We start from the raw sequence: 19,451 nt of genomic DNA, 5'->3' as shown, positions 1-19,451 counted from the left end.
CCATGCAGGTCTTGCTCGACAAGTCGGTCGGCTGCCTCGTCGGCGCCGCGGTGGGCGATGCCCTCGGCGGTGCCACCGAGACCGCCCTTCCCGAGGAGATCCGGACGCGCTACGGCGGCTGGGTGGACGGCATCGTGCCCCCGTTCCACGAGAACTGGGCCACGAACCGGCCGCTCGCCCCGTACCACAAGGGCGACGGGCACATCACCGACGACACGTTGATGACCCACGCGCTGGTCCGGGCCTACGCGAAGAAGCGCGACCACCTCGACGCGTTCGACGTCGTCGAGCTGCTCGTGCCCGACCTGATCGAGCGGGAGGTCTGGATCCCCGACCTGGAGCGCGAGGCGGTGGCCTTCCACCGCCTCGCGGCCGCCGAGCGGTGGCTCGTCACCCGGCTGCACCACGCGCACGTCGACCCGCGCGAGGCGGGGGTGGGCAACATCGTCAACTGCGGCGCCGCGATGTACATGGCCCCGGTCGGTGTCGTCAACGCGGGCGACCCGGCCGGCGCGTACGCCGAGGCGGTCGAGATCGGCGGCGCCCACCAGCACAGCTACGGCCGTGAGGCGGCCGCGGTCTTCGCCGCCGCGGTCGCCGCCGCGATGGCGCCGGGCGCGACGGCCACCGACGTCGTCGACGCGGCGCTCGACCTGGCCCGGGACGGTACGCGCGGCGCGATCGCCGCCGTGGTCCAGGAGGCCAGGGGGTACCGCGCGACGCGTACCGCCATCCCGGCCCTGCGCGCGGCGGTGGCACCGTACGACACGGTGGGCGAGGACTACCGCAACCCGGGGCTCGGGGCGCGACGACCGAGCCGGCTGCACTCCATCGAGGAGCTGCCGGTCGCGCTCGGGATGCTCGTCATCGCCAACGGGGGGTACCGGGAGGCGGTACTGGGGGCGGTCAACTACGGCCGGGACGCCGACTCGACCGCCACCATGGCGGGGGCACTGGCCGGCGCGCTGGGGGGCGCGCCGGCCGTCCCCGCCGAATGGGCCACCGCCGTGGCCGAAGCGTCCAGGGTGGACCTGGCGGAGCCGGCCCGGGTGCTGGCCGCCGTCGCCGCCGAGGTGTACGAGGCCGACGCCGCCCGCTTCGCCCAACGCGCCGACCGCTTCGAGGGGTTGGCATGAGGTTGACCTGGACGCTGCCCGAGGAACTGCTGCCGTACGAGCTGATGGCCCTCCGCGACGAAGGACACGACGTGTCCGAAGTGGAGGCCCGGTGGGCGGCGGCGGGCGGCCGGCTGGCCGCGCCTGTCGAGGGCGCCTCGGTGCCCGGCGACCCGGCCCTCCGCGGGCTGGCGCTGGAGCTGCTCGACGCCGTACCCGCGCCGGTGACGCCGCCGCTGACCGTGACGCCCGAGCCGTCGCCGGGGCCGCGCCCCGATCCCGACCGGCTGCGCGGCGCGTGGGTGGGACGGGCCGTGGGGTGCGTGCTCGGCAAGCCGGTGGAGAAGATCCCGCGCCGCGGCATCCGGGAGATCCTTCGCGCGAGCGGCCGCTGGCCACTGAGCGGATACTTCACCGCCGAAGGCCTGCCGCCCGACGTCGCGGAGCGGTGGCCGTGGAACAGGCGCAGCGCGGTCGACAGCCTCGCCGAAAACATCGACGGCACCCCCGAAGACGACGACCTCAACTTCGCGCTGCTCGCGCTCCGCCTGCTGGAGCGGCACGGGCGCGACTTCACCAGTGCGGACGTGGCGCAGGCATGGCTGGACTGGCTGCCGGCCGGGCGGGTCTTCACGGCCGAGCGGGCGGCGTACCGCAACCTGCTGCTCGGCTTCACACCGCCGCAGACCGCACTGCACCACAACCCGTTCCGGGAGTGGATCGGCGCCCAGATCCGCACCGACGTCTACGGCTGGGCCGCACCGGGCCGGCCGAAGGCGGCGGCGGCGCTGGCGTACCGGGACGCGGTGGTCAGCCACGTCGGCGACGGCGTCAGCGGGGCGATGTGGGTGGCCGCGCTGACCGCCGCCGCTGTCGTGGCGTCCACCGTGGACGAGGTGCTCGACGCCGGCGAGTCGGTGCTGTCCGGCGGCCCGTTCGCGGCGGCGGTCACCGAGGCGCGGGCGCTGGCCGGTGACTGGGAGTCGGTCGTCGACGCGATCGAAAAGCGGCACGGCCACCTGCACTGGGTGCACGCCCGCAACAACGCCGCGCTCGTGGCCGCCGCGCTCGCGCACAGCGGCGGCGACTTCGACCGGGGGATCTGCGCGGTGGTGAGCGGCGGCTGGGACACCGACTCCAACGGCGCCACGGTCGGCTCGATCCTCGGCGCGCTGAGCGGTGCCTCGGCGATCCGTCCGGAGTGGACCGCGCCGCTGAAGGGGCGGCTGCGCAGCAGCGTCGGCGGCTTCGACGGGGTGACGTTCGAGGAGCTGGCCGCCCGCACCGCGGAGGTAACGCGATGACCGCGCGGATCGTCGTCGTGGGCAGCGCCAACCTCGACCTCGTGGTGGCCGCGCCGGCCCTGCCCCGGCCGGGGGAGACCGTGCTCGGCGGCGAGTTCACGACCGTGCCGGGCGGCAAGGGCGCCAACCAGGCGGTCGCGGCGGCCCGGGCCGGCGGCCACGTCGGCTTCGTCGGTGCGGTCGGCGACGACGACTTCGCCCGGCCACAGCGGGACAACCTCGTCGCGGCAGGTGTCGACGTGAGCCGGCTGCGCACCGTGCCGGGCCCCTCCGGCGTCGCGCTGATCGCGGTCGACGAGCAGGCGGAAAACCTCATCGTGGTCGCACCCGGCGCCAACGCGGCGCTCACCGACCTGTCGGCCGAAGACCTCACCGCCGTCGCCGGCGCCGACGTGCTGCTGTGCCAGCTGGAGATCCCGGTGGAGACGGTCGCTCAGGCGGCGGCGGCAGGCACCTTCACGGTCCTCAACGCGGCGCCCGCGCGCCAGCTCCCGGCCGGCGTGCTGTCCACCGTGGACCTGCTCGTGGTCAACGAGGGCGAAGCCGAGGTGCTCGCCCAGGCCGGTGATCTTCTCGACCTGGTGCCTCGCGTGGTGACGACCCTCGGCGCGCGCGGTGCCGCGTACGCCGACCGTGCCGGACTGCGGCTCGAAGTGGCCGCGCCGAAGGTGCGTGCCGTGGACACCACCGCCGCGGGCGACGCGTTCACCGGGGCGCTCGCCGTCGCCTGGGCGGAGGGGCGCCCGGTCGAGGAGGCGGTCCGCTGGGCCTGCGCGGCTGGCGCCGTCTGCGCGACGAGGCCGGGCGCCTCCAGCTCGCTGCCCACCCGCGCCGAGATCGAGGCAGCACTGTGAGCTTCAACCCGTACGTGCCGCGCCCCATCGACCTGCCCACCGAGGCACTGGGAGCCGATCTCGAAGACCTCGACGAGGCGAAGATCTTCGCGGCGCCCGACGATCCGGCGCTGTGGCCGGCCTGGCGGGAGCGGCTCGCGCAGTGGCGGGCGGACGCGCGGCGCCGCCTCGGCTACGACGGCCGGCACTACGACGAGGTGCCCGGCGACTGCCTCAGCGTCTGCCTCGCCTGGCTCTGGGACGAGACGCTGTACGACCACGAGCGCGGCGAGTTCACCGTGGACAGTTTCCTGGACGCGGCGGAGCGCGACTTCGGCGGCTTCGACGGGGTGGTGCTCTGGCACGCGTACCCGGTCATCGGGCTCGACGACCGCAACCAGTTCGACTTCTACCGCGACGTGCCGGAGCTGCCCGAGGTGGTCCACGCGTTCCAGGCCCGCGGCGTGCGCGTCTTCGTCGACTACAACCCCTGGGACACCGGCACCCGCCGCGAGGCGGTCAGCGACGAGGAGGCCGTGGCGGCGATCGTCACCTGGCTGGGCGCCGACGGCGTCTTCCTCGACACGCTCAAGGAGGGCGCCGGCAAGCTGCGGGCCGCGCTGCCGCCGCACGTCGTACTGGCCGGCGAGTCGAGGGTGCCGCTCGCGCGCATCGAGGACCACGCGATGTCGTGGGCGCAGTGGTTCGCCGACTCGGACGTGCCGGGCGTGCTGCGGGCCAAGTGGTTCGAGCGGCGGCACGTGCTGCACCACACCCGCCGGTGGCACCGTAGCCACCTCGACGAGCTGCACTCCGCCTGGCTCAACGGCACCGGCATCCTGGTGTGGGAGAGCGTCTTCGGCGTCTGGGTCGGCTGGAGCGACCGCGACCGCGCGCTGCTGCGGGCGATGCGGCGCGTGCATCGCGGCCACGCCGCCTGGCTGCGCGCCGAAGACTGGACCCCGCTCGCCGACCACGCCGGCGGCCAGGTCTACGCGTCGCGGTGGGTGCACGACGGCACCCCACTGTGGACGGTCGTCAACCGGGGCGGCGACGTGGACGGACCGTGGCTGGTGACCGAGCCGGCACCCGGGTTCGTCGACCTGCTGACCGGGCAGGCGCTGGCGGTGACGCCGGTCGAGGGCGGCAAGGTGGCGGTCGGGGGACCACTGCCGGCCGGCGGGATAGCCGCGGTGGTGTGGGCCCAGCCGACGCCCCGGCACGAGCCGGCGACCGGCGACCCCGCGTTCCCCGCCCGCGCGGCGGTCCGCGTCCCGGCGACCGTCGCGCCGCACCGCGCCGCACCGGAGGGGATGCGCGCCGTCGACGGAGGGCGGCGGGAGCTCCTGGTCCGGCACCGGGTCCGGGAGACCGGCCTCTACGGCGAGGCGCCCTACGTGGACGAGTGGAAGCCGCTCCCGCCCCGGCTACACAGCGTCGGAACGCTACGTCGCAGCGTCCACCTGAGACCGTTCGCCGTCGCGGAGCGAGAGGTGACGCACGGCGAATACGCCGCCTTCCTCGCCGCCACCGGCTACCGGCCCGTGCGCCCGGAGCGCTTCACCGCCGGGCGGGGGCCCGCGGATCGACCCGTGACCAATGTGGACCTTGCCGACGCGCGGGCGTACGCGGACTGGGCCGGGCTGCGGCTGCCGACCGAAGACGAGTGGCAGGTGGCCGCCGAGGCGGGGCTGCTGCGCCGCACCGCGCCCCTGGTGTGGGAGCTGACCGAGAGCGAGCACACCGACGGCCGCACCCGCTTCGCGATCCTCAAGGGCGGCTCTGACTTCCGCGCCGAGGGTTCCGACTGGTACCTCGACGGTGGTCCGCGGCCACCCGAGGTCTCCGTCAAGTTGCTGATCGCCGGCGCCGGGCTGACCCGCTCGCCGAACATCGGTTTTCGCTGCGCCGTCGACCTGACCGGAGACGCCCAATGAAGAGAGCATTCGTCGCCGTCCTCACCCTCCTGACCGTCGGCATGTCCAGCGCCGCCTCGGCCGGTGGCACCCACGCCGGCACGCTCACCACCGCGAAGGCCGGCGCGATCGACTACACCGTCTACCTGCCGCACGGGTACAGCGCGCGGAAGAACGCGAAGGTCCGCTACCCGGTGCTGTACCTGCTGCACGGGCGCGGCGACACTATGCAGGCGTGGACGAGCGTCAAGGCCGACCTCGACAAGCTCATCGACGACGGCACGATCGCGCCGGTCATCGCGGTGCTGCCCGACGCGCCGTGGAGCGAGCGCGGCAGCTGGTACGTCGACTCGGCGTACGACGGTGGCAGCGCGGTCGAGACGATGCTCACCCGCGACCTCGTCTCCCATGTGGACGCCACCTACCGCACGGCGGCTCACCGCGGCGCCCGGCTCGTCGGCGGCTACTCGATGGGCGGCTACGGCGCGCTCCGGTACGCCCTCGCCCACCAGGACCTGTTCGCCAACGCGCTCGTGCTCAGCCCGGCCGTGTACAACCCGCTGCCGCCGGCCGACTCCTCGGCCCGCGAGTTCGGCGCGTTCGGCCAAGGCGGCGAGCGTTTCGCCGACGACGTGTACCAGCGGCTCAACTACCCGGCCCTACTGCCCACGTTGGACCCTGATCTGCCGGTCAGGATGTTCATCGCGGTCGGCGACGACGAGTGGGCCAACCCCGACCCGGCCGACGCCAAGCACGACCTCGACTACGAGGCGGCGACGCTCTACAACAACGTGCGGCGCTCGGGCGCGGTGGCCGCGCAGTTCCGGGTCCTCGACGGCGGGCACGACTGGGGCGTGTGGCGGCCGGCGTTCGTGGCCGGGCTGACCGAGCTGAGCCCCACGCTCAGCGCCACACCGCCGACCGGGATCCCCGGGCCGCTGCGCGGCACGCCCGGCACCGACTGGGCGGGCGGCGTCACCTCGGGCGGCGTCCTCGCCTACGCGGCGTCGGGCTCGGTCGACGGGCAGCCGTACGCGGGCGGGCTCGACGCGGTGGTGCAGGCGCCACAGTGGACCCGCGAGTTCGGCACTCCCGCCAACGACCGCCTCTACGGCGCGGTGGCCACCTCCGACGGCGGGGTGATCGTCGCCGGGTACACGCGCGGCGACCTGGACGGAAAGCACCCGGGCAGCCCGGCCGACGACGCCTTCGTGGCCCGGTTCACGGCCACGGGGGAGCGGGCCTGGCTGACCCAGCTCGGCGACGCCGCCAAGGCGGACCGCTTCTACGGCCTCGCCGCCGCACCGGACGGTGGCGCCTACGTGGCCGGGTACACGAGCGGTGCGCTTGCCGCCCCGAGCGCCGGCGACAAGGACGTGGTGCTGGCCCGGATCCGCGCGGACGGCGCGGTCGCGTGGACCCGCCAGCTCGGTGGGGTGGGTGAGGACAAGGCGTACGCGGTGGCCGCCGGTGCCAGCGGGGTCTACGTCGCCGGTGTGATGTCCGGCGGCGGGTTCCTGGCGGCGTTCGATGTGGACGGTACGCAGCGGTGGGTCAAGGCCGACGGCGACATCTTCGGCGGCGTGGCCGTCACCACCGCCGGGCTGGTCGTGGCGACCGGTGCGGCCGGCGGCGACGCCCTCACCGCGGCGTTCACCAGCGGCGGCACCCAGCGTTGGCGCACGGTCAGCGGCGGCCGGGGCGTCGACGCGGGCGCCGAAGTGGTCGCGCTGCCCGGCGGCGCGGTCGCGGTGGTCGGCTTCACCGGCAGCACGTTCGGCGTGCCGGCCGGTGGCACGGACGTCTTCGCGGTGCGCCTCGACGGCCGCGGCCGGCAGCAGTCGGCGGCCCAGTTCGGCACCGCCCGCAACGACGGCGCGGACGACTTCGGCGAGGAAAACCTCTACGCGGTCCGCTCCGGGGACCGGCTGCTCGTCACCGGCCTGACGAGCGGCGACGTGTTCCTCACCGAGGTCACGCCGTGAACCCTGCGCTCAACGGCGTGCGGGTCGTCGAGACGGCCACCCTCTTCGCCGGCCCGCTCGCCACCGCGTTCCTCGGCGACTTCGGGGCCGACGTGGTGAAGGTCGAGCACCCGGCCAAGCCGGACCCGTCCCGGGGCCACGGCCCCGCGAAGGACGGCCAGGGCCTGTGGTGGAAGGTGTTGGGGCGCAACAAGCGCACCGTCACGCTCGACCTCTCGGCCGCCGAGGGCGCCGCCGTGCTCAAGCGGCTCGTCGCCGGCGCGGACGTGCTCGTGGAAAACTTCCGCCCCGGCACGCTGGAACGCTGGGGGATCGGACCGGAGGTCCTGCACGAGGCCAACCCCGGCTTGGTGATCGCGCGGATCTCCGGCTTCGGCCAGATCGGCCCGTACGCCCGGCGGCCCGGCTTCGGCACGCTCGCCGAGGCGATGAGCGGCTTCGCCGCCGCGACCGGTGAGCCGGACGGCCCGCCGACGCTGCCCCCGTTCGGCCTGGCCGACTCGGTGACCGCGCTCGCCACGGCGTACGCGGTGATGCTCGCCCTGCACGCCCGCCAGCGCACCGGCGCCGGCCAGGTCGTCGACCTCGCCATCATCGAGCCGATCATGGCGATGCTCGGGCCGCAGATCACCTGGTACGACCAGCTCGGCTACGTACAACCCCGGCGTGGCAACAGGTCCGACAACAACGCGCCGCGCAACACGTACCGGTGCGCCGACGGCCGGTGGGTCGCCGTCTCCACGAGCGCGCTGAGCATCGCCGAGCGGGTGGTACGCCTCGTCGGGCGGCCGGACCTCGTCGCGCAGCCGTGGTTCGCCACCGGCTCGGGCCGGGCCGCCCACGCCGACGAGCTCGACGCGGCGGTGGCCGCCTGGGTCGCCGCCCGCGACCGCGACGAGGTGGTGTCCGCGTTCGAGGCGGCGGAGGCGGCGGTCGCGCCGGTGTACGACGTGCGCGACATCCTCGCCGACCCGCAGTACACCGCGCTGGGCACCGCCGTCTCGGTGCCCGACGACGACTTCGGCGCGGTGCGGATGCAGAACGTCCCCTTCCGCATGTCGGCCACGCCCGGCGCGATCCGCCACGCCGGGCGGGCGCACGGGCAGGACACCGTCGAGGTGCTCAGGTCGCTCGGCTACACCGCCGAGGAGATCGAAGGGCTGCGCGAGCGCGGGGTGATCTGATGCTGCTCACCTGGCTCTACGTACCCGGCGACCGCCCGGACCGGTTCGCCAAGGCGGTCGCCTCCGGCGCGGACGCGGTGATCCTCGACCTGGAGGACGCGGTCCCCTTGCCCCGCAAGGCCTACGCGCGCACGGCGGTCGCGGAGTTCCTCGCCGAGCCGGCGCACGATGTCCCGGTGCACGTGCGGATCGCCTCCACAGAGGACCTGCCCGCCACGACCGGCGCGGCCGGGCTGCGTCTGCCCAAAGTGGAGTCCGCCGAGCAGGTGCGGGCGGTGGCCGCGCTGACCGAAGCCGAGCTGCACCCAATCGTCGAGTCGGCGCTCGGCGTGGAACACGCCTACGCGATCGCCACCGCACACCCGGCCGTGGCCGGCATCGGCCTCGGCGAGGCCGACCTCCGCTCGGACCTCGGCGTGACCGACGAGGCCGCGCTGGCCTGGCCACGCGGGCGCCTGGTGGTCGCGGCCCGGGCGGCCGGTCTGCCACCCCCGGCCATGTCCGTCTACCCCGACGTGTCCGATGTGGACGGCCTAGCGGCCTCGTGCCGGCTCGGCCGGCGGCAGGGCTTCCTCGGCCGGGCAGCCATCCACCCGCGGCAGCTTCCGGTGATCGAGGCCGCCTTCCGGCCGTCGCCGGCGGAGGTGGCGCGGGCGGAGGCCCTGCTCGCCGGCCTGGCCCAATCCGGCGATGGCCCGCTGCTCCTGCCCGACGGCCGCTTCGCCGACCGCGCGATGCTCGGCGAAGCCCGCCGACTGATCGACCTGGCCGCCCGCTACAGCACCTAGGAGCGCGTCCAGGTCGGGGATTGCCACGGCCTACGGGCCGCGGCACATTGATTTAATAGATTTGGGCTACCGCGATGTCCGCGGTGGTCCAGACCGTTGCTCCCGCGGCCTCACCCGTCCGCGGTTGGTTGCGGTTACCCCCTCTGGCGGGAGCGCTCCGGCCATCAGGACGCACGGGCGGAGGCGCGTGCGGGCGGCCACCAACCCCCGGCGAGGCTGTCGACCTGCTCGCACGAACGGGGCAGTTCGAAACCAAGTTGGAGCGCGACCAGCGGCAGACGGGTGAGGCCCGGGAGCAGCGGTCTGGACCCAATGCCACGCACCCAAGTTGATCAAGTGCTCAACTGAGCATTCCGAGACGCGAGGGTGACAGGACCGGCAAGGGCCACGGCGACGGCGGTTACTCACGGCGACGAACCCCGGTTTCGATCTCTCGCCGTCTGTTCGACAAACGAGCATTGTGGACAAACAACGCCGCACCGCGTGGCGCGGGCCGCGCATCCGTCGAGGGAGTAACCGCGACCGAACGCGAGGGTGAGCGCGACCAGCGGCGGACGGGTGAGGCCGCGGGAGCAGCGGTCTGGACCGCCGCGGACATCGCGGTAGCTCAAAAGACTTGAAATGTCTCGAAGCGGCAGCGACCCCTCTAATGCCGCGGGCCGGTGACACCGGGGACGAGGACGCTCAGGCAGGTCACGCAGCCTTCGAGTTTTTCGAACTCGCTCACGTCGACCACGACCGGCGCGAAGCCGAGGTCTTCCAGCAGCGCGGTGGTCTTCGGCGCGGCGGCGCTGATCATCACCTTGTCGCCGCCGAGGCAGACGACGTGGCAGCCGGCTTCCTCGTCGACCGTGCGTACCGCGGGGAAGATGCCCACGTCGACGAGGCCGGGGGAGGCGAGCACCGTGCCGTCCGGGAGGGCGGTCACCGCCGACTTGAGGTGGAGCACGCGGCCCAGTGGCACGGCCACCACGCGGCGGTCGCCGAGCAGGCCGCGCATCTGGCGGATGGCCGCGCCGTTGGTGCGGCCGCCCTGGCCCACGTAGACGGTGTCGCCGATCTGGAGTACGTCGCCGCCGTCGAGCGTGCCGGGGGACGCGATCTTCTCGACCTCGAGCCCCACCGCGCGTACGGCCGACTCGGTGCCGGCCACCTCCGCGCGGCGACCCGGCGCGCCAGGGCGGGCGAGGATGGCCCGCGTGCCGCTCACCACGACCGTGTCCTCGACGAAGACCGAGTCGGGGCAGTGGTCGGCGGGCACCACGTCGAGCACGCTCCAGCCGGCGTCGGAGAGGGCGGCACAGTACGCGTCGTGCTGGCGCCGGGCGAGGTCGACGTCCACGGGCGACCGTTCGATGTGGGTGACCAGCCCTTCGGCGAGGCGGCTGCTGGGCCGCCGCACGAGCGCGATGCCTCGGCTCATGGGATGTGGGACCTCCTGGATCATGGGGGTCCACATCATGACATGTCCAACTCGTGGAATTACTCAGTCTGCTCCAAGGCGCGCTGTAACGCGCGGTAAATCTGCCCGAAACGTAAGGCGTCGTCCGTGCGGAGCAGGAGGACGTCCGCGCCGTCGCACTGCACCCAGATCTCGTGCACGGCCGAGCCGCGGTCGTATGACCGTTCGAGCGCCATGAGCGGAAACTCGGACAGCGGCGTGAGCGTGAAGACAAGGCCGACCACGAGCGCGAGCCCGACCAGGGCGAGGCCCACCTTGCTGCCCCAGTCGGTGAGGAGCCAGAGCGCACCGACCGCTACCGGCGCGGCGAGCAGCGTGACCAGCGCCCACCGGCCGGCGATCCGCCCACCCACGCGGAGGTCGCGCCTGGTGCGCCTGTGCCACACATAAGAAAGATCTGAAAGCGGGTACGTGAGTCCGTACGCTTGCACCCACGACGACGTGACACGCACGGTGTCGTCGCGATAGTAAACGGTCACTCGCCCAGTGTTACGCAGAGGAGCCGCATGATTCGCACTGGACAGCTGACCGTGGCACTGCCGCCGGAGGAGGCCTTCCGGCTCTTCACTCCACTGGGTGAGCGGGAGTGGGTCGACCACTGGGACCCGCACTTTCCCGACCCGGTCGACGACGACTCGGCGCCGGGCACCGTCTTCCGCACCGCCGGCCACGACGGCGGCACCACCACGTGGGTGGTCGTCGACCGCGAGCCGGGGCGGCGGCTGCGCTACGCCCGGATAGCCACCGAAAAGACCGCCGGCACGGTCGAGGTCGTGCTGCGCGAGGCGGATGGCGGCAGCGAGGTCACCGTGACCTACCAGCTGACCGCGCTCAACGAGACCGCGGCGGCCGAGCTGGCCGGGTTCGACGCGCACTACCCGGAGTTCATCCGATCGTGGGAAGAAGCGATAGCCGCGGCTATCTGACCGTGGAGCCCTCGAGCGCGCGCTGGAGAGCGCGGTAGATCTGGCCGAAGCGGAGCGCGTCGCCCGTCTGTAGCAGCAGCACTTGCTGGCCGCGCCAGGTCGCCCAGATCTCCAGGGAGCGCGAGCCCCGCGCGTACGACCGGTCCATGCGCTCCAGCATGAAGTCGGCGAGCGGCCCCACGCCGAGCCCGACCAGGCAGGACACGCCGACGATCGCGATGGTCACGTCGACCGAGGTGTGCAGCGTGAGCGCGATGGCGAAGCCGAACGCGGCCGCCACAAGCGGGCCGAGCAGCACCATGCCGATGGCCCCGCGCCCGGCGATCGCGCGCCAGGAGCGGGCGCCCTTGGAGTGCCACACGCGGGCCAGCTCGCGCAACGGGTATCGGCGACCACCGATGCGGATGGCATCCGAGGTGATCTGCACCGACTTGTCGCTGTAGTACGTGACCATGGCACAACTAGCCTACTGGCATGGCTGACTTTGTGCGCGTGGAGATCAAGGACGGCATCGGCACCATCCGGCTCGACCGCCCGCCCATGAACGCGCTGAACATCCAGGTGCAGGAGGAGTTGCGCGCCGCCGCCACCGCGGCGTCCGGCGACCCCGAGGTCCGCGCGGTCATCGTGTACGGCGGAGAGAGGGTCTTCGCGGCCGGCGCGGACATCAAGGAGATGGCCGACATGTCGTACGTGGACATGGCCGCCCGCGCCGCCGACCTCTCCTCCGCGCTCGGCGTGTTCGCGCGCATCCCCAAGCCGGTGGTCGCTGCGATCACCGGGTACGCGCTCGGCGGCGGGTGCGAGCTCGCCCTCGCGTGTGACTGGCGGGTGGTCGCCGACGACGCGAAGCTCGGCCAGCCGGAGATCAAGCTGGGCGTCATCCCCGGCGCCGGCGGCACGCAGCGGCTGGCCCGCCTTGTCGGCCCGGCCCGGGCCAAGGACCTGGTGCTCTCCGGCCGCATGGTCGACGCCGAGGAGGCGCTGCGCATCGGGCTCGCCGACCGGGTGGTGCCCGCCGCCGAGGTGTACGAGACGGCCGTCGCGCTCGTCCGCCCGTACACGGAAGGTCCCGCTCAGGCCCTGCGCGCCGGAAAGCTGGCCATCGACGGCGGCCTGGACATGGATCTCACCTCGGCTCTTGCCTGGGAGAGCCAGCTGTTCGCGGCGCTCTTCGCGACGGACGACAAGCGGGAGGGGATGTCCGCCTTCGTGGAGAAACGCAAGCCGCGATTCAGCGGACGCTGACCGTAGTGGGCGGCTTGTAGGCTGATCGCCATGCCAGCGGACCGGACGCCGACCTCGGGTCATGCCCTGGGGATCGACTTCGGGACCTCGCACACCGTCGCCGTCGTGCGGTGGCCGGACGGGCGGGGGCGCCCGCTGCTGCTCGACGGCTCCCCGCTGCTCCCCTCCGCCGTCTACGCCGAGCCGGGCGGCGCCCTGATCGTGGGGCGCGACGCGGTGCACAGCGCCCGCCTCGACCCGGCCCGCTTCGAGCCCAACCCCAAGCGCCGCATCGACGACGGCATGGTGCTGCTCGGCGACCGCGAGGTGCCGGTGGGCGACCTGGTCACCGCCGTGCTCGCCCGGGTGGCCGAGGAGTGGGACCGCACCGTCGGCCGGGTGCGGCCGGAGATCACGATGACCTGCCCGGCCAACTGGGCGGCCACCCGCCGCCGACTGCTCGCCGACGCCGCCGCGAGGGCCGGTTTCGACGGGGTACGCCTGGTGGCCGAGCCCGTCGCCGCCGCCACATACTTCGCCAAGGTGCTCGGCCGCGAGGTGCCGATCGGGTCGGTCGTGGTGGTGCACGACTTCGGGGCCGGCACGTTCGACGCGAGCGTGGTGGCCCGCAAGGCGACCGGCTTCGAGGTGCTGGCGGTCGACGGGCGGGACGACATCGGCGGGCTCGACGTCGACGCGGCGATCATCACGCACCTCGAGAAGACGTACGCCGACCGCGACCGGGCCGCCTGGGGCCGCCTGGAAAACCCGTCGACCGCCGAGGAACGGCGGGCCAAGCGCCAGCTGTGGGACGACGTGCGGGTCGCGAAGGAGCGGCTCTCCCGCAGCCCGTCGGCCGACCTGATGCTGCCGCTGCTCGACCTGGAGGTGCACCTCACCCGGGCCGAGTTGGAGCAGCTCGCGACGCCGATCCTGGAGCAGACCGTGCGCGTGACGCAGGGCGTCATGCGCTGGGCCAAGCTGCCCGAGGGGCAGGTGGCCGGGGTGTTCCTGGTCGGCGGCTCCAGCCGTATGCCGCTGATGGCGACGCTGCTGCACCGGGCGCTCGGCGCGGCGCCCGAGGTGATCGAGCAGCCCGAGCTCGTGGTGGCCGAGGGGAGCATCCTGGCCGGCGAGGCGCTGCTGGCGACCGCGCCGCCCGCGCCGGGGCCGGCGACCTCGCAGATGCGGCTCGGTGACCTGTCCGGTGGCTCGCGGCCGGTCTCTCCGGCCGGGCCTACCCTCCAGCCCGGCTCGACGCGCGTGCTGCCGCCCGAGGAGATCCCGTCCACTCCGTCCAGCGGCCCCCCGGCCGGATCCGCATCGCCGGCCTCGACGCCGCCGGGCGGTGTCGCAGTGGGATCAGCGGGTGCTGCTGCGGCGGGCGTCGTGGCACAGCCGGCTGGTGCGGCGTCGCCGGAGAAGCCCGTCCGGAACGTCGGGCGGGTGATCGTGCCGGGGGCGCAGCCGCCGTCCGGCCGCCCGCGCGCCCAGGCGCCGCCGCCGTCCGCGACCAAGCCGCTTCCGCAGTACGAGGAGCCGTCCGCGCCGCCCTTCGTGCCGGCAAGTGGCGGGTTTACCCCGGCCAGTGGCGGCTACGCGGCGCCTTCGCCGTCCAGCCATCCCCATTCGCCACCGGCGCCGCCCGTCCAGCCGTACTCGCCGCGGCCCTACCAGCCGGCGCCGCCGCGATATCCGGCCGCCGGCCAGCCTCGCTACTCGCCGCCGCCCGCGCCCCAGGTGCCGCTTGTCGCGCCGCGGAGCCCGCAGCCGGTGCCGCGGGAGGCGCGCGCCCGGCGGCGGCCAGGGTTCATCGTGCGCACCTTCCGGGCGCTCGTGATCACCGCGTTGCTGATCATCGTGCCGGTCGGTGCGGGCATCTTCGCCTTCGCCGCCGCCCGTAACCAGAGCCCCGCCGACGTCGTCCAGAGCATCGTCGACTGGATCCAGGCCCACACCGTCCGGGACTGACTACTGGGCGGTAACCTTCCCCCCATGACATCACCCGAGCGGATCGAGGGACACGGCGGCGAGTTGGCGCTGGCGGCCCTGCGGGCATACGGCGTCAAGGAGATGTTCACCCTCTCGGGTGGCCACGTCTTCCCCCTCTACGACGCGGCGCACAAGACCGGCTTCCCGCTCTACGACGTGCGCCACGAGCAGTCGGCGGTCTTCGCGGCCGAGGCGGTCGCCAAGCTCCAGCGCCGGCCGGGTCTCGCCGTGCTCACCGCCGGTCCGGGTGTCACCAACGGCGTCTCCGGGCTGACCAGCGCGTACTTCAACGGCTCGCCGGTGCTGGTGATCGGCGGCCGGGCGCCCGCGTTCCGGTGGGGCGCGGGGAGCCTCCAGGAGATCGACCACCTGCCGCTCGTCGCGCCCGTCACCAAGTACGCGGCCACGGTCGGGGCCGGCGAAGAGATCCCGGGTGCGGTCGCCGCCGCCCTGACCGCCGCGCTCACCGCGCACCGCGGGCCCGCCTTCCTCGACCTGCCGCTCGAAGTGATCTTCTCGGCCACCGATGCGGACGCGCCCGCCGCGCCGGACGTACCCCTGGTGGAGCCCGACCCCGACGAGGTGGCGCGGGCCGCGCAGCTGATCGCCTCCGCCGAACGTCCGCTGATCATCGCCGGCTCCGACGTGTACGCCGGTGACGCGGTCGCCGCCCTCCGCGAGGCGGCCGAGACCCTCCACGTGCCCGTCTTCACCAACGGCATGGGGCGTGGCGCGCTGCCGCCCGAGCACGACCTCGCGTTCGCCAAGTCACGCCGGACCGCGCTCAAGGGCGCCGACGTGATCGTGGTGATCGGCACGCCGCTCGACTTCCGGCTCAGCTTCGGCGACTTCGGCGGTGCCCAGGTCGTGCACATCGTGGACGCGCCCACCCAGCGGGCGACGCACGTGACGCCGGCCGCCTCGCCCGCCGGCGACCTGCGGCTGATCCTCTCCGCGCTCGCCGACTACGAGGGTGTGCGCGAGGACCACGCCGGGTGGATCGCCACCCTGCGCACGGCCGAAGACGCCGCCAAGGCCCGCGACGCCGAGGAGATGGCCGCCGAGACCGACCCGATCCGCCCGGCCCGCGTCTACGGCGAGCTGCGCAAGGTGCTCGCCCGCGACGCGGTGACGATCGGCGACGGTGGCGACTTCGTGTCGTACGCCGGCAAGTACCTGGAGCCCGCCGAGCCCGGCACCTGGCTCGACCCCGGCCCGTACGGCTGCCTCGGCACCGGCATGGGCTATGCGATGGGTGCCCGCGTCACGTACCCCGATCGCCAGGTCTGCGTGCTGATGGGCGACGGCGCCGCCGGCTTCTCGCTGATGGACGTGGAGTCGTTGGCCCGCCAGCGCCTGCCGGTCGTGATCGTGGTCGGCAACAACGGCATCTGGGGCCTGGAGAAGCACCCGATGCGCGCGATGTACGGCTACGACGTGGCCGCCGACCTCCAGCCCGAGCTGCGCTACGACGACGTGGTGAAGGCGCTGGGCGGCGCCGGCGAGACGGTCGCGAAGGCGAGCGAGCTGGGCGGGGCGCTGACCCGCGCCTTCGACGCCGGCGTGCCGTATCTGGTCAACGTGCTCACCGACCCCGCGGACGCCTACCCCCGCTCCTCCAACCTGGCTTGATCTGCTCAAGTTAAATACTTGAGTTTGTCGATACGTCAAACTATTGTTAACGCACGCGGCGTGGGAGCTGAAACGTAGCTGGCGTGGGGAGAAGGGCACTCTCCGCGCCTCTTGTCTACCGTGGAGGTCCAATGTCGACAGTCAAGCACGCGCGCCGCACCGCGACGGTCGTGTTTGCCGCCCTGATCCTGCTCACGACCGCACTCGTGAGCACGCCAGGCACCGCCTCTGCACACGGCTCGGCGATCGGCCCCGAGTCCCGCAACTACGGCTGCTGGAAGCGCTGGGGCAGCGACTTCCAGAACCCGGCCATGGCCACCCAGGACCCGATGTGCTGGCAGGCCTGGCAGGCAGACCCCAACGCGATGTGGAACTGGAACGGGCTCTACCGGGAAGGGGTCGCCGGCAACCACCAGGCGCACGTGCCTGACGGCCAGCTGTGCAGTGCCGGGGAGACCGGCGGCACGCGGTACGCCGCCCTGGACAACCCGGGCAACTGGCGGGCCGCGAACATCGGCACCTCGTTCACCTGGCGGATGCACGACCAGGCGCTGCACGGCGCCGACTACATCCGGATCTACGTCTCGCGGCAGGGCTACAACCCGCTGACCACCCGCCTGCGCTGGTCCGACCTCGAGCTGCGCCACGACACCGGCAGGATCCTGCCCGGCGTCGGTACCCGGGAGCCGAACGACCCGGTGCTCCAAGGCGTCACCATCTCCGCCAACGTCACCGCGCCGGGCCGCAGCGGCCGGCACATCGTGTACGCGATCTGGAAGGCCAGCCACGCCGACCAGAACTACTACTTCTGTAGCGACGTGAACTTCGGCGGGGTGGCGGATCCCACCACGCCGCCGCCCACCACCCCTCCGCCCACGACCGCGCCGCCCACCACCCCTCCGCCGACCACGCCGGGGCCGGGTAGCGGCAGCTGCTCGGTGTCGTACGCGATCACCGGCCAGTGGAGCGGTGGCTTCCAGGCCGAGGTCAGGGTGACCGCCGGCTCGGCCGCGATCCGCGGCTGGACGGTGCGGTGGACGTACGCGAACGGGCAGACCGTAAGCCAGTCGTGGGGTGCCACGGTAACGTCCAGCGGGTCGAGCGTGACCGCCACGAACGCCGCCTACAACGGCAGCCTCGGCGCCGGTGCGAGCACGACGTTCGGCCTGATCGGCTCGTCGACCGGCACGAACGCCGTACCCACGGCCACCTGCACCGCCACCACCTGACAGGCACGCGGGGGCGCTGTCAGCGGTCTGTCAGCGCCCCCGTCCCACCGTCAGCCGGTCGTCAGCGCCGCGCCGCACGGTGGTGTCATGAGCGAACTGACCACTCACGCGATCCTCGCCGAAGGGCTGATCAAGCGCTTCGGCGACACCACCGCGCTGGACGGGGTCGACCTCGCCGTGCGCCGTGGCACCGTGCTCGGTCTGCTCGGCCCGAACGGGGCGGGCAAGACCACCGCCGTGCGCATCCTGGCCACCCTGCTGCGGCCGGACGCCGGGCGGGCCACCGTCGGCGGGTACGACGTCGTCCGCGACGCCCACCAGGTGCGCCGACTGATCGGGCTCACCGGGCAGTACGCCTCGGTCGACGAGACCCTCACCGGCCTGGAAAACCTCATCCTCATCGGCCGCCTGCTCGGCCTGTCCCGGGCCGACGCGCGGAGCCGGGGCCGGGAGCTGCTCGCCGAGTTCCGCCTGGAGGACGCGGCCAACAAGGCGGCCAAGGCGTACTCCGGTGGCATGCGCCGCCGGCTCGACCTGGCCGCGAGCCTCGTCGGCCGCCCGCAGGTGCTCTACCTGGACGAGCCGACCACCGGCCTCGACCCGCGCAGCCGCAACGAGATGTGGGACATCGTCCGCGACCTCGTGTCGGACGGCGTCACCGTGCTGCTCACCACGCAGTACCTGGAAGAGGCCGACCTGCTGGCCGACGAGATCGTGGTGATCGACCACGGGCAGGTCATCGCCACCGGCACCCCGGACGAGCTGAAGAGCCGGGTCGGCGCGCAGAGCCTCGCCGTCCGCCCGAAGCACGCCCTGGACGCCCCCATCGTCGAGTCGATCGTGGCGCAGGTGACCGGCCGCGCGCCCGAGACGCAGGGCGGGCTGCTCGTCGTACCGGTGACGGACTCGGCGGTGCTGCCGGCGGTCGTACGCCGGCTGGAGGACGCCGAAGTGGCGATCGGTGAGCTCGCGCTGCGCGGCTCCAGCCTCGACGAGGTGTTCCTCGCCCTCACCGGCCACCGCGCCGAAGACCAGAACGAGCCCGAGAGGATCCACGCATGACCACCCTCGCCGTCGATCTGCCGCGCCGGGTGAACCCGGCCGAAGGGCTGCGGCAGACGCTCACGCTCGCGTGGCGCAGCCTCGTGCAGCTCAAGCACAACCCGATGGAGCTGCTCGACCTGAGCATCCAGCCGATCATGTTCGTACTGCTCTTCACGTACGTCTTCGGCGGTGCCATCTCGGGCAACACCGGCGAATACCTGACGTTCGCCCTACCCGGCATCGTCGTGCAGAACGCGCTCTTCGCCTCGCTGACCACCGGCGTGGGCCTGAACACCGACCTGACCAAGGGCGTCTTCGACCGGCTCCGGTCGCTGCCGATCGCCCGCTCCGCGCCTCTGGCCGGGCGGATCGTCGCGGACACCGTCAAGCAGGCGTGGTCCATCGCCCTGATCCTCGGCCTCGGCATCGTCATGGGCTTTCGCGTGGAGGGCGGGCTGGCCGGCCTGCTCGGCGCGTTCCTGCTGCTGCTCGTCTTCAGCCTGGCGGTGTCCTGGATCGCGGTGCTGGTGGGGCTGCTCGCCAGCGAGCCGGAGAAGGTGCAGATCTTCGGCTTCGTGGTGGTCTTCCCGCTGACCTTCACCAGCAACGCGTTCGTGCCGACCGACACGATGCCCGGCTGGCTCCAGAAGTGGGTCGACGTCAACCCGGTGACGATCCTGGCCGACGCCGTACGCGGGCTGCTCTCCGGTGGCCCGGCGGCGACCCACGTGGGCCAGTCACTGCTGTGGGCCGCGGCGATCGCGGCGGTCTTCGCCCCGATCGCGGTCCGCACCTTCAAGCGCCGAGTATAGAT

General features: G+C 73.3%; 17 protein-coding genes. 14 read left to right on the top strand and 3 right to left on the bottom strand.

Annotated features, from left to right (window positions below; all coding sequences use genetic code 11):
- The first annotated feature begins 2 nt into the window (after positions 1-2).
- The 7 genes from AC5L36_RS41195 to AC5L36_RS41165 are packed head-to-tail and all read left to right on the top strand — an operon-like array spanning position 3 to position 9,125.
- Positions 3-1,136 (top strand): ADP-ribosylglycohydrolase family protein, encoded by a 1,134-nt coding sequence (locus tag AC5L36_RS41195; RefSeq protein WP_441224253.1) that lies wholly within the window; start codon positions 3-5, stop codon positions 1,134-1,136.
- Positions 1,133-2,419 (top strand): ADP-ribosylglycohydrolase family protein, encoded by a 1,287-nt coding sequence (locus AC5L36_RS41190; RefSeq protein ID WP_441224252.1) that lies wholly within the window; start codon positions 1,133-1,135, stop codon positions 2,417-2,419. The genes AC5L36_RS41195 and AC5L36_RS41190 overlap by 4 nt, the downstream gene beginning before the upstream one ends.
- Positions 2,416-3,273, top strand: a complete 858-nt coding sequence (locus AC5L36_RS41185; RefSeq protein WP_441224251.1) for a ribokinase — start codon at positions 2,416-2,418, stop codon at positions 3,271-3,273. Before AC5L36_RS41190 ends, AC5L36_RS41185 begins: the two co-directional genes overlap by 4 nt.
- A complete protein-coding gene (locus AC5L36_RS41180) occupies positions 3,270-5,189 on the top strand; it encodes an SUMF1/EgtB/PvdO family nonheme iron enzyme (protein WP_441224250.1) in 1,920 nt (639 codons plus the stop codon). The genes AC5L36_RS41185 and AC5L36_RS41180 overlap by 4 nt, the downstream gene beginning before the upstream one ends.
- Entirely contained in the window at positions 5,186-7,153 is a 1,968-nt protein-coding gene (locus AC5L36_RS41175) for an alpha/beta hydrolase-fold protein (RefSeq protein ID WP_441224249.1), read from the top strand. Before AC5L36_RS41180 ends, AC5L36_RS41175 begins: the two co-directional genes overlap by 4 nt.
- The gene (locus AC5L36_RS41170; protein WP_441224248.1) at positions 7,150-8,337 is read left to right on the top strand and encodes a CaiB/BaiF CoA transferase family protein; all 1,188 of its coding nucleotides are present in this window, start codon (positions 7,150-7,152) and stop codon (positions 8,335-8,337) included. Before AC5L36_RS41175 ends, AC5L36_RS41170 begins: the two co-directional genes overlap by 4 nt.
- Entirely contained in the window at positions 8,337-9,125 is a 789-nt protein-coding gene (locus tag AC5L36_RS41165) for an HpcH/HpaI aldolase/citrate lyase family protein (RefSeq protein WP_441224247.1), read from the top strand. Before AC5L36_RS41170 ends, AC5L36_RS41165 begins: the two co-directional genes overlap by 1 nt.
- 646 nt (positions 9,126-9,771) lie before the next feature.
- Here AC5L36_RS41165 and ddaH read toward each other — a convergent pair.
- On the bottom strand, positions 9,772-10,548 hold the full coding sequence (gene ddaH, locus AC5L36_RS41160) for a dimethylargininase (RefSeq protein WP_441224246.1): 777 nt from the start codon (positions 10,546-10,548) through the stop codon (positions 9,772-9,774).
- Between the two features lie 59 nt (positions 10,549-10,607).
- Positions 10,608-11,066, bottom strand: a complete 459-nt coding sequence (locus AC5L36_RS41155) for a DUF6232 family protein (protein ID WP_441224245.1) — start codon at positions 11,064-11,066, stop codon at positions 10,608-10,610.
- A gap of 27 nt (positions 11,067-11,093) precedes the next feature.
- On the opposite strand from AC5L36_RS41155, the gene AC5L36_RS41150 reads away from it, so the two are divergent.
- Entirely contained in the window at positions 11,094-11,513 is a 420-nt protein-coding gene (locus tag AC5L36_RS41150; RefSeq protein ID WP_441224244.1) for an SRPBCC family protein, read from the top strand.
- Here the strand turns inward: AC5L36_RS41150 and AC5L36_RS41145 are convergent.
- Complete coding sequence (locus AC5L36_RS41145; protein ID WP_441224243.1) at positions 11,506-11,967, bottom strand: DUF6232 family protein; 462 nt, start codon at positions 11,965-11,967, stop codon at positions 11,506-11,508. The genes AC5L36_RS41150 and AC5L36_RS41145 overlap by 8 nt on opposite strands.
- 20 nt (positions 11,968-11,987) lie before the next feature.
- Between AC5L36_RS41145 and AC5L36_RS41140 the strand changes: the two genes are divergently transcribed.
- The 6 genes from AC5L36_RS41140 (at position 11,988) to AC5L36_RS41115 (ending at position 19,449) form a co-directional block, all read left to right on the top strand.
- Entirely contained in the window at positions 11,988-12,761 is a 774-nt protein-coding gene (locus AC5L36_RS41140; RefSeq protein WP_441224242.1) for an enoyl-CoA hydratase/isomerase family protein, read from the top strand.
- A 30-nt stretch (positions 12,762-12,791) separates the two neighbouring features.
- Complete coding sequence (locus AC5L36_RS41135) at positions 12,792-14,711, top strand: Hsp70 family protein (RefSeq protein WP_441224241.1); 1,920 nt, start codon at positions 12,792-12,794, stop codon at positions 14,709-14,711.
- A 24-nt stretch (positions 14,712-14,735) separates the two neighbouring features.
- Entirely contained in the window at positions 14,736-16,364 is a 1,629-nt protein-coding gene (locus tag AC5L36_RS41130; RefSeq protein WP_441224240.1) for an acetolactate synthase, read from the top strand.
- Between the two features lie 131 nt (positions 16,365-16,495).
- Entirely contained in the window at positions 16,496-17,593 is a 1,098-nt protein-coding gene (locus AC5L36_RS41125) for a lytic polysaccharide monooxygenase auxiliary activity family 9 protein (protein WP_441224239.1), read from the top strand.
- An 87-nt stretch (positions 17,594-17,680) separates the two neighbouring features.
- Positions 17,681-18,655 carry an ATP-binding cassette domain-containing protein gene (locus AC5L36_RS41120; RefSeq protein ID WP_441224238.1) on the top strand — a complete coding sequence of 325 codons (975 nt, stop codon included), beginning with the start codon at positions 17,681-17,683 and terminating at the stop codon, positions 18,653-18,655.
- Positions 18,652-19,449 (top strand): ABC transporter permease, encoded by a 798-nt coding sequence (locus AC5L36_RS41115; RefSeq protein ID WP_441224237.1) that lies wholly within the window; start codon positions 18,652-18,654, stop codon positions 19,447-19,449. The genes AC5L36_RS41120 and AC5L36_RS41115 overlap by 4 nt, the downstream gene beginning before the upstream one ends.
- The last annotated feature ends 2 nt before the right edge of the window (positions 19,450-19,451 follow it).

This window comes from Phytohabitans sp. LZ39, assembly GCF_059359075.1.
Note: the sequence above shows the minus strand (reverse complement) of the source record. Positions and strands in the feature narration are given on the sequence as shown.

Bases quoted from the DNA above. Each gene is read 5' to 3' on its own strand.
- AC5L36_RS41195 (WP_441224253.1), top strand. From the start codon at position 3: ATGCAGGTCTTGCTCGACAAGTCGGTCGGCTGCCTCGTCGGCGCCGCG.
- AC5L36_RS41190 (WP_441224252.1), top strand. From the start codon at position 1,133: ATGAGGTTGACCTGGACGCTGCCCGAGGAACTGCTGCCGTACGAGCTG.
- AC5L36_RS41185 (WP_441224251.1), top strand. From the start codon at position 2,416: ATGACCGCGCGGATCGTCGTCGTGGGCAGCGCCAACCTCGACCTCGTG.
- AC5L36_RS41175 (WP_441224249.1), top strand. From the start codon at position 5,186: ATGAAGAGAGCATTCGTCGCCGTCCTCACCCTCCTGACCGTCGGCATG.
- AC5L36_RS41165 (WP_441224247.1), top strand. From the start codon at position 8,337: ATGCTGCTCACCTGGCTCTACGTACCCGGCGACCGCCCGGACCGGTTC.
- ddaH (WP_441224246.1), bottom strand. From the start codon at position 10,548: ATGAGCCGAGGCATCGCGCTCGTGCGGCGGCCCAGCAGCCGCCTCGCC.
- AC5L36_RS41150 (WP_441224244.1), top strand. From the start codon at position 11,094: ATGATTCGCACTGGACAGCTGACCGTGGCACTGCCGCCGGAGGAGGCC.
- AC5L36_RS41145 (WP_441224243.1), bottom strand. From the start codon at position 11,967: ATGGTCACGTACTACAGCGACAAGTCGGTGCAGATCACCTCGGATGCC.
- AC5L36_RS41140 (WP_441224242.1), top strand. From the start codon at position 11,988: ATGGCTGACTTTGTGCGCGTGGAGATCAAGGACGGCATCGGCACCATC.
- AC5L36_RS41135 (WP_441224241.1), top strand. From the start codon at position 12,792: ATGCCAGCGGACCGGACGCCGACCTCGGGTCATGCCCTGGGGATCGAC.
- AC5L36_RS41130 (WP_441224240.1), top strand. From the start codon at position 14,736: ATGACATCACCCGAGCGGATCGAGGGACACGGCGGCGAGTTGGCGCTG.
- AC5L36_RS41125 (WP_441224239.1), top strand. From the start codon at position 16,496: ATGTCGACAGTCAAGCACGCGCGCCGCACCGCGACGGTCGTGTTTGCC.
- AC5L36_RS41120 (WP_441224238.1), top strand. From the start codon at position 17,681: ATGAGCGAACTGACCACTCACGCGATCCTCGCCGAAGGGCTGATCAAG.
- AC5L36_RS41115 (WP_441224237.1), top strand. From the start codon at position 18,652: ATGACCACCCTCGCCGTCGATCTGCCGCGCCGGGTGAACCCGGCCGAA.